The sequence below is a fragment of the Gordonia namibiensis NBRC 108229 genome (assembly GCF_000298235.1).
GTDB lineage: Bacteria > Actinomycetota > Actinomycetes > Mycobacteriales > Mycobacteriaceae > Gordonia > Gordonia namibiensis.
Map to the genome: position 1 here is coordinate 20,939 of NZ_BAHE01000002.1, position 9,194 is coordinate 30,132.

Annotated in this window: 4 protein-coding genes; all 4 read left to right on the top strand. The window is 55.8% G+C overall.

Annotated features, from left to right (window positions below; genetic code table 11):
- The first annotated feature begins 239 nt into the window (after positions 1-239).
- Positions 240-1,805 carry a type I restriction-modification system subunit M gene (locus GONAM_RS00385; RefSeq protein ID WP_006864778.1) on the top strand — a complete coding sequence of 522 codons (1,566 nt, stop codon included), beginning with the start codon at positions 240-242 and terminating at the stop codon, positions 1,803-1,805.
- The gene (locus tag GONAM_RS22235; protein WP_006864779.1) at positions 1,802-3,007 is read left to right on the top strand and encodes a restriction endonuclease subunit S; all 1,206 of its coding nucleotides are present in this window, start codon (positions 1,802-1,804) and stop codon (positions 3,005-3,007) included. The genes GONAM_RS00385 and GONAM_RS22235 overlap by 4 nt, the downstream gene beginning before the upstream one ends.
- Positions 3,004-6,108: a type I restriction endonuclease subunit R gene (locus GONAM_RS00395; protein WP_006864780.1), complete on the top strand. Its 3,105-nt coding sequence runs from the start codon at positions 3,004-3,006 to the stop codon at positions 6,106-6,108. The genes GONAM_RS22235 and GONAM_RS00395 overlap by 4 nt, the downstream gene beginning before the upstream one ends.
- A gap of 95 nt (positions 6,109-6,203) precedes the next feature.
- Complete coding sequence (locus GONAM_RS22240) at positions 6,204-8,930, top strand: DUF3696 domain-containing protein (RefSeq protein ID WP_006864781.1); 2,727 nt, start codon at positions 6,204-6,206, stop codon at positions 8,928-8,930.
- Positions 8,931-9,194: the final 264 nt, after the last annotated feature.

Here is a 9,194-nt window from a genome sequence, read left to right on the forward strand (position 1 = left end):
TCAACTCCCTCGTCGGTGACGATAGGCACACAGGTCTGCGGATCACGCCTACAGGCAGTCAACGCCAGACGTGATCGGTGTAGTCCGGGTAGGCGACGGTCCCCGATAGTGTCGGTCCGCTCTGGCATGCTGAGCAAGCAAGCGGCGATCGGACTCCTTGCTAGGTTGTCGGTTTATCCGGTGCTGTGAACAGCCCGATGTGATGGTTCCCAGTTGCTGGGAGCGGAGAGCGAGAAGGTATGTCACCGTCAAGTAAAGAGGCCCAGCGAGCAGAGCTGCACAAGACGATCTGGCGCATCGCAAATGATCTACGTGGAAGTGTAGACGGCTGGGACTTCAAGACTTACGTGCTCGGCATGTTGTTCTATCGGTTCATCTCCGAAAACCTCACCGCCTACTTAAATAAGCTTGAACACGAGGCTGGAGACGCGGACTTCGATTATGCAGAACTCGACGATAAAAATGCCGAGTTCGGCCGCAAAGATACCGTCGATGAAAAGGGATTCTATATCCTGCCGTCTGAGCTTTTTCAGAACGTGCGCCGGCGCGCTGCACGAGATGTCAACCTGAACGAGACTCTTGAACGGGTCTTTAAGAACATCGAAGGTTCGGCGATCGGCACCGACAGTGAAGACGACCTCAAGGGTCTGTTCGACGACCTCGATATCAACAGCTCCAAGCTCGGCAACACCGTCGCCAAACGCAACGAGAAGCTAGTCAAGTTGCTCGACGCAATCGGGGACCTTCCGCTCGGCAACTTCGAAGACAACTCGATCGACCTGTTCGGCGATGCCTACGAGTACCTCATGCAGATGTACGCGTCCCAGGCCGGCAAGTCTGGTGGCGAGTACTACACGCCGCAAGAAGTCTCCGAAGTGCTTGCCAAGATCACCGTGGCTGGTAAGAAGCGGGTCAACCGGGTCTACGATCCCGCCGCTGGCTCAGGATCGCTCCTGCTCAAGTTCGCCAAGGTGCTGGGCAAAGAGAACGTAGGAGGCTTCTACGGCCAGGAGATCAACCTGACTACCTACAACCTCGCCCGCATCAACATGTTCCTACACGATGTGAACTACGAGAAGTTCGACATCGCCCACGGCGACACGCTCACCGATCCCGCGCACTGGGATGACGAGCCGTTCGAGGCAATCGTCTCCAATCCGCCCTACTCGATCAAATGGGAAGGCGACGCCAACCCTCTCCTGATCAACGACGATCGGTTCGCTCCGGCGGGCGTACTTGCACCGAAGTCCAAGGCTGACTTGGCATTTACAATGCATATCTTGTCATGGCTGGCGGTCAACGGCACGGCGGCGGTCGTTGAGTTCCCGGGTGTGCTCTACCGCGGTGGTGCAGAGGCGAAGATTCGCAAGTATCTGATCGACAACAACTACGTTGATGCGGTGATTCAGCTGCCGCCAGATCTGTTCTTCGGCACCACGATTGCCACCTGCATCATTGTGCTCAAGAAGTCCAAGAAGGACAACAGCGTACTGTTCGTCGATGCATCGGCAGAGTTCAAACGCCTGGGTAACAAGAACAAACTGCTTCCGGAGAACCAGGAGCACATCCTTGACACCCTCGCGGCTCGCGAAGATGCCGACCACGTCGCGAAGCTCGTGGCAAACGAGGCCATCGCGGCTAACGACTACAACATCGCAGTATCTAGCTACGTCGAGCAAGAAGACCTACGCGAGATCGTCGATATCGCCGAGTTGAACGCCGAGATCGCCCGGATTGTCGTTCGCCAACAAGAGCTCCGCGCCTCGATCGATGAGATCGTGACCGGGCTGGAGGGTGTGCAGTGAACGGCGTCAGTACGGATGTTCGCTGGTCCTCTCTGGGTGAAATATCTACGCGAGTGTCAACGGGTGCCACGCCGAAAGCTAGCACCTCAGATTATTACGATGGTGGAACTATTCCATGGCTTCGTACAGGCGAGGTGACGTTCGGTGATATTTGGGATACCGAAATCAAGATCACCGATAAAGCAGTTAAGGAAACAGGTGCATCTTGGATCAAGGAAAACTGTGTGATTGTTGCGATATCGGGGGCTACTGCTGCTCGATCGGCTATCAACAAAATTCCCTTGACGACAAATCAGCATTGCTGCAATTTTGAGATTGATGAGTTACAAGCCGACTATCGATATGTTTTCTACTGGGTTAGTTCTAGATATCAAAAACTAAAATCACTCGGTCGTGGAGCCCGTGCCGATTTGAATGCGAAATTAATTAAGAATCTCCCAATTGCCGTGCCTCCGCTTGAGGTTCAACGGGAGATTGTGCAAATATTGGACAAGTTCACTCGGCTGGAAGCAGAGCTGGAAGCAGAGTTGGAAGCAGAGCTGGAAGCCCGCCGCCGCCAGTATGACTTCTATGCCGGTAAATTGCTCACGAACGATGATGACGTGGCTCGTGTCCGATTCGGTGATGTCGCCACGATCGTTCGAGGAGCTTCGCCACGACCGATCCAGAAGTTCATTACGACATCTGCGGAGGGCGTTCCTTGGATAAAGATCGGCGATACGCCCCCTCGCGGTAAGTACATCACCGCTACTGCTCAGCATGTGACTCCGGAAGGTGCCGCTAAGTCTCGCCGTGTTGGTCCGGGAGATTTTGTGTTGTCGAACTCAATGAGTTTCGGACGGCCATATATATCGAAGATTGAAGGCTATATCCATGACGGCTGGCTAGCGATTAGCGAATTTGAGGAGTCGTTTGTCGCGGACTATCTGTACTACCTGCTGCGATCCGAGCCCATTCAGGAAGAGTTCGCACGTCGAGCTGGTGCTGGGACGGTCAAGAATCTCAATGCCGAGATCGTGAGGTCGGTCGAGATCCCATTGCCGCCAAGGGAGACGCAAGAAAAGGTAGTAGCGCTACTGGACAAGTTCGATGCTCTCGTCAGCGATCTGAGCGTTGGACTACCTGCTGAGCTCGCAGCTCGTCGTAAGCAGTACGAGTACTACCGCGACAAGCTGCTGACCTTCGAGGAGGCCACAGTATGAGTGAGGCGAAACCACGCAAGTACGATCCGATCGCCGTCTCCGCAGAGAGTACGGTCGTCGCTGAGTATGTGCCGGATGCTAGGTCCGAGGCTGCGTACCAGTCCGAGGCTGCGCTGGAGCGCGAACTGGTCAAGCTGCTGGAGTCGCAAGCCTACGAGCACCTCGCGATCACTTCTGAAGCGCAGCTGGTGGCAAACCTCCGTGCTCAGCTAGAGGCGTTGAACCACATCACGTTTTCGGACGCGGAGTGGACTGACTTCTTCGACAACAAGATCGCCGGGAAGAACGATGGCATCGCGGAGAAGACCGTGCGTATCCACGAGGATCACGTCCAGATCCTCAAGCGTGACGATGGCTCAACCAAGAACATCACGCTCGTGGACAAGCAGAACATTCACAACAACCGGCTGCAGGTCATCAACCAGTACGAGGTTGACCGAGCCGATCCTGCCGACGAGGACAGCGCGGGAGGGCGCTACGCCAACCGCTACGACGTGACGGTTCTGGTGAACGGTCTGCCGATGGTGCATATTGAGCTCAAGCGGCGTGGTGTCGATATCCGCGAGGCGTTCAACCAGATCAATCGGTATCAGCGCGACAGCTTCTGGGCGGGCTCCGGCTTGTTCGAGTACGTGCAACTGTTCGTGATCAGCAACGGCACCTTGACCAAGTACTACTCGAACACCACTCGAAGCCAGCACCTCAAAGAAGGGCAGAAGCCAGGCAAGGGCCGCAAGACGTCGAACTCGTTCGAGTTCACGTCGTGGTGGGCGGATGCGCAGAACAAACCGATCCAGGATCTGACGTCGTTTGCGAGGACCTTCTTTGCCAAGCACACGTTGCTCAACATCCTCACCCGCTACTGCGTGCTGACCGCCGATCGACTCCTGCTGGTGATGCGTCCGTACCAAATTGTCGCGACCGAGCGAATCCTGCAGCGCATCGACATCGCCACCAACTACAAGAAGCTCGGCACCGTGGAAGCCGGCGGCTACGTGTGGCACACCACGGGCTCGGGCAAGACGCTGACGTCGTTCAAGACGGCACAGCTCGCGTCGAAACTACCGAGCGTGGAGAAAGTGCTGTTCGTCGTCGACCGCAAGGACCTCGACTACCAGACGATGCGCGAGTACGACCGCTTCCAAAAAGGTGCGGCGAACTCCAACACCTCGACGGCGGTGCTGAAGAAGCAGCTCGAGGACCCGACCGCGCGGATCATCATCACGACGATCCAGAAGCTCTCGACCTTCATCAAGGCAAACAAGAACCATGCGATCACGGGTGAGCACGTCGTGATCATCTTCGACGAATGTCACCGTTCGCAGTTCGGTGACATGCACACCGACATCACCAAAGCGTTCAAGCGCTACAACCTGTTTGGCTTCACCGGTACCCCGATCTTCGCCGAAAACAGTGGCAGCGGCGGCAACCCACAGTTCAAGACCACCGAGCAGGCGTTCGGTGAGAAGCTGCACACCTACACGATCGTGGACGCGATCACCGACAAGAACGTGCTGCCGTTCCGGATCGACTACATAAACACGATCAAGGTCGGTAACCCCGACGACAAGCAGGTCTCGGCGATTGACCGAGAGAAGGCGCTGCTGGATGAGCGCCGCATCGGCGAGATCGTCAAGTACACCCTGGAGCACTTCGACCAGAAGACGAAGCGGTCGTCGAGTTACGAACACTCGGTAGTGACCAACGTGCCACAAGCGACTCGCACGCGCCGCCAAGCCGAAGCGCTACGCGAACGCAAACGAGTGCGCGGCTTCAACGCCATATTCGCTACTGCCTCGATCCAGGCAGCACGGATCTACTACAACGTGCTGAAGTGGGAACAGGAGAAGCTGCCCGCTGATAAGCGCCTCAAGATTGGGCTCATCTACTCCTACGGCGCCAACGAAGCTGTCGACGACGGCATCATCGACGATGAGGGATTCGAGACCGACGATCTCCCGACCGACGCACGCTCGGCCCTCGAAGACGCGATCATCGACTACAACGAGATGTTCGGCACCAGCTACGACACCAGTGCCGACAAGTTCCAGAACTACTATAAGGATCTGTCGCAGCGGCTGAAGAACCGCGAGCTCGACCTGGTGATCGTGGTCAATATGTTCCTCACCGGGTTCGATGCAACCACGCTGAACACCCTGTTCGTGGACAAGAACCTGCGCGCGCACGGACTGATCCAGGCATACTCCCGCACCAACCGCATCTTGAACTCGGTGAAGACCTACGGCAACATCGTGGCCTTCCGCGACCTCGAAGACGCCACCAACAAGGCGCTGGAGCTCTTCGGCAACAAGGACGCACGCGGAGTGGTGATCCTCAAGCCATACGGCGAGTACTACAGCGAGTACTCCGAGAAGGTGAACGAGATGCTGTCGGCGTTCCCGCTTGGACAGCCGATCGTCGGCGAGTCCGCGCAAAAGGAATTCATCGCGCTCTTCGGGCAGATCCTGCGGCTGGAGAACATCCTCACCTCGTTTGATGATTTCGCCGGCAACGAGATTCTGACCGAGCGCCAGGGTCAGGACTACCGGAGTGTCTATCTCGATCTGTACGCAGAATTCCGGAAGGGTACCGACGCCGACAAAGAGTTGATCAACGACGACGTGGTTTTTGAGGTCGAACTCATCAAGCAGGTTGAGATCAACGTCGACTACATCCTGATGCTTGTCGCCAAGTACCGCGAAGAGCACGGCGGCGATGGCGAAGACAAAGAGATCCGCGCCGAAATCTCCCGCGCGGTCGACGCCAGCCCGACCTTGCGCAACAAGAAGGATCTCATTGAGGACTTCGTCGACTCGGTGTCGGTCGACGGTGCAATCGACGAAGAGTGGCAGGCATTTATCGCGGCCAAGCGCGAAGCTGAGCTGGCCGATATCATCGAGGATGAGAATCTCCGAGCAGACAACACCCGCGACTTCGTCGAGACGGCATTCCGTGACGGTGCGCTGCGCACTACCGGTACTGCGATCACCAAGGTGCTGCCCCCTGTGTCCCGATTCGCGAGTGGTGGCGGCCACGGTGAAAAGAAGCAGCGTGTAATCGGACGTCTTTCGGAATTCTTTGAGCGCTTTTATTCGCTGTGAGTGGGCATGCAGCGTGCTGTTCATTGTAGATTCAGAGCTGGCAGGCGTGTTTACCTATAAATCGAGAAGACCGCCTAACTAAATTTGGGGTAAATATGAATGATCACCACGCTACGACGAGTGTGCAAGACTGGCTGCGCGACTCGGTGCCCGACATCATCGGACGCTTAGGTGTTGAACGAGGCGTAGACCTTGCTTTGCGGGTTATTTTCGCACGCTGGGCCACTCTTCAGAGTGACTCCGGGCATGCTCTGTGGAATCGCATGCGCGGGGCGATCAGCGACGAGGAATTGGTCAAGCAGTACCGAATCCTGTCAGTTTTTAAGGATGAAAATAACGACACTCTGGGGGAGTCGCGTGAAGCGGCGTACATGATTAGGAAGTTGATTCACGAAATTGACGCTGCCATTGACCCGTTTACGTTCATAGGCGATTCGGAGATGCTCTGCACCTATTTTGACTCTACTCTAGAGTTACTGGATCGTCTCGGTAAGCAAGCCGGAGAGGCAGACACCCCGCCTGCGCTAGCAGTACTTATGGCCGAACTCTCTGTACATCCAGGGGACTACGTTGTTGACCCTGTATGTGGGAACGGCACAGGTTTGATCGCTGCGTCACGGAGTCGGCCCGGGGTCCGAGTCGCAGGCTTAGATATCAATCTCAGGGTCGCCCGAAGGGCGCGGATGCGATTTCTATTGAACGATATTATCGAAGGTTCGGGTATTGACTGTGGTGATGCTTTAGACTACGACAGCTCATTCGAGAACGTCGCGGATGTCGTAATTGCCCAGCCGCCATGGAATGTCACTCTCAGTGAGCAACAGCAGGCTAGAATTCGTGATCTGGCTTCTCGACTATTCGATCCGAGAAATACGCGAGAATTCTTGCGATCGGATATGCCTTGGGTTTTACTTGCACTTGATGCGATGCATTCGACTGGGCGCGCCGCCTTGATTCTTTCCGGATCTAGTGTGAGCCCGTCATGCAGGTTGGCTCATGAACTACTTCTGGACTCCAATGTCGTCGAGGCAATACTTGCACTTCCAGCTGGGATGTTCACTCACACCGGTGTATCGGCAACGATGTGGCTCCTACGCGCGCCGGACCGGAAGCGCGCACCTGCACCGGTTCTGATGGTTGATATGCAGCCCCTTGTCGGCCTGGATCGACGCGGGCGACCACTGATAGAACAGTCGACGCAAGCTCGGGTTGTGGATCTAGTATCTGCATTTCGTGACCATGGCGAGGTTGACGCGCCCGCTAACTTGGCTGTGGTACTCCCGAGGCATCAAATCGACACCAAACGAGGTCTCCATCCGAAACATTATCTAGAACCGGCACCAAAAGAATTCTTGACTCATCCAGAGCCGAAGGATTCGCTCCTTACTGAAGTTAGTCTAACGAACTTCAAAGCTTTCGGGGACCGTACGTCGATCCCCTTGGCGCCCCTGACGCTCATTTACGGAGCAAACTCTTCCGGTAAGTCTAGCGTGATTCAGTCACTACTATTAATCAAACAGTCAATGGAGGCCCAGAAGCTTGTCACTCAAGGGCCGATTGTCAATGTAGGCAGTTTCGGAGGAATAACCCACGGTCATGTCGCACGCCATATTGAGGTAGCGCTTAAATATGGAGTAATTGAGGACTGGATTCCGGACGAGGGCACGGCGGATCCTGCGCTATCCCGAGAGGTATCGTGGGTTTTTCAACAAGATCCTCAGGGTCAAGGGATAGCGACCGAAGCCAGATGGCGATTTGGCGACTACTCTATAAAGTTCGTGAAGCAAAGTGATTCGTCGCGGACGTCAATCGATCTGCATGCGGCGGAATCGGCTTTTCTTGGGCTAGCGGGTGGAACTCTTCTCTATCCCTTCGATTCTCGCCAGATTAGGGACGGGGATGAGGACGAACAGCAACGACGACTTCGAAGTAGGGAGAGTACGGCGCGTCGCGTTCTGCGCATTTTGCGGGATGTGGAACTCGACTATTTACCGATGGGTGGCACAGCATTGCTGCCTGCAGGTCATGGAGGTCTTCCGGCTTTGCGCCCGCGGGTGAGTGATCGTGAGGAAGGGGTAGTTGCCTCGTACCTCAACCGGGCTGCGCAACTTGCTTCGGGTATCTCAAACGAGGTGGCGAGTCTACTAAATTCGATCGTCTGGCTTGGCCCACTTCGGTCTGCGCCGAAGCGCGTTTACGATCGAGCAGACGTGGACGAGATGTCTGGGGACGGTCGACATATTGCAGTCTATCTGTTCGATCACGCCACGGTAGTTGAGCAGGTGAACGAATGGCTTGTACGCCTCGAAGTTCCCTACAAACTTGATGTGGTTCCAGTTACTACCGGCGACGCGGCTAGTCTTATCGGTGAGCTCGTTGCGATCGCCCTGACCGACAGGCGTTCTGGGGTTACGGTTACGCCGGCGGACGTGGGCTTCGGGATAAGTCAGGTTCTCCCGATTGTGGTGGAGCTCCTTGCTCGGAGAGATTCAGTTATCGCGATCGAGCAGCCTGAAACTCACCTGCATCCGCGCTTACAGGCACGTTTGGCGGATCTATTAATCGACTCCGCTCAAAAAGGCGCGCGAGGAAACCAGATTCTTGTCGAAACGCATAGTGAGCACCTCATGCTTCGCGTCCAAAGGCGGATTCGAGAGGGTGCGCTCGACCGCGACTTGGTTTCCGTTCTTTATGTTGATCAAGATTCGTCGGGATCTGGTACGGTGAAGCCGCTACGACTGGACTCCAATGGAGAATTTCTCGACGAATGGCCAGACGGATTCTTCGACGAACGCCTTGAAGAGCTGTTTGGAGAAGTCTGATGCTTGCCCGTATTGCCCTTGCGTCGGACGCCTTGTCGGTTGGAGGCCTCCCTCCCGCGGTTGCCAATCAGCTGCACGAAGGTCTATTGCGTGAGATCCAATCACATGGTCGTCTGATCTTTCTAAGTGCACCAGAACGGAATGCACTTGTGCGAGCCGTAAAGTCTGAGGCGGAGCTACCTCACACGGCCCGAGCGCGCTGGATTGAGACACTAGTCTTCCTTCACAAGCAGCAGAGGATCTCAGTTGGCGGTTCGGAGGATG